General features: G+C 45.6%; 1 protein-coding gene and 1 pseudogene. Both read left to right on the top strand.

Features of this window, described 5'->3' with window-relative positions; all coding sequences use genetic code 11:
* Window positions 1–129, top strand: a pseudogene (locus R7Z78_RS24740) (cellulase); the annotation flags it as partial.
* Window positions 120–1071: tetratricopeptide repeat protein (locus R7Z78_RS24735; RefSeq protein ID WP_169643749.1), on the top strand; the 952-nt coding region annotated here is incomplete at its 3' end. The pseudogene R7Z78_RS24740 and the gene R7Z78_RS24735, both read left to right, overlap by 10 nt.

Genomic DNA, 1071 nt, shown 5'->3' with positions numbered 1-1071 from the left:
GTGGTGGACAAAAACGATCATTATTACGACAACGTATTAAGTCTATTTGGGCTTGGTTGGCATGAAGAACGTTACCGTTTTGGTGTGCAAGGTGAATTGCTTCCTGTATGGAGCGAGAGATGTCAGTAACAGGATACGTGTTATGGTGGATTCCACTGGTTGCTTTGGCGGCTGGTGGCGTCGGCACTGTGCATGCAGAAAGCTTTAGCTCAAAACCTCTGACAAAGTCGCAGCTCGCACAGGTCTACAAGCCTATCGAGCTGGTTCAATTTTCCACATCATTAGCACGAGTTGACTCGGTTGAGTGGTTGGTTGAGCAGCTAAAACTGGCGGATGCGATTGGCCGAGATGATATTGTCGAGAGTACTCTAGAGAGGCTGTTCGCGATTGAAGAAAGCAATCCAACGGGGCTTTTCTATCAAGCAAATATGTATCTGAAACGTAAGCAGCCAGAATTAGCAAAACCCGTATTTGAGCGCTTAATCAAACAGGTGCCTCATTCGCCTCAAGCGAAAAACTTGTCATCGATTATGGCCATTCAGGGAGAGAAAAGAGCGGATTATCAGCGCGCTCAGTTGCTTGCAAAATCTGGTCGTTACGATGAAGCGATTCAAGCTTACAAAGCTCTTTTTCCAAATGGAATGCCATCACCAGCGTTACAACTTGAATTCCTACAATTGCAAAGTAATTTGCCTGGCAGTTGGAGCTCGGTAAAACAGGGACTGGAACGTTTAAATGCAAATTATCCTAGTGTTCCGTCTTTTCAACTCGCGTTAGCCAACCACATTCGCAAAGAGAATCCTGCCGATCCATGGATTCTCGATACCTATAAAAAGTTAGCGCTTGCTCCTTCGGTTGGAACAAATGCGGCAACGTCGTGGTTGCGTGCATTGGATCAATTGCCTATTTCAGATCAAGTTGTTCAGCAATATGCCATTTTAGCTAGTTACTACCCGTCTGACATGGAGATTCAAAGAGCGAATCAAAGCGCGAAAGATCGCTGGAAAAAGGAAAAGGAACTACGAAAAGACCCCACCTATCTCGCTAAGCTCAAAGGGTTAACGTTGCTCG

Origin of the sequence: Vibrio sp. 1167 (assembly GCF_033340375.1) — a bacterium.
Taxonomy (GTDB): Bacteria; Pseudomonadota; Gammaproteobacteria; order Enterobacterales; family Vibrionaceae; genus Vibrio; species Vibrio alginolyticus.
The sequence above is the reverse complement of the archived record's forward strand: the minus strand, read 5'-3'. Positions and strand labels throughout refer to the sequence as shown.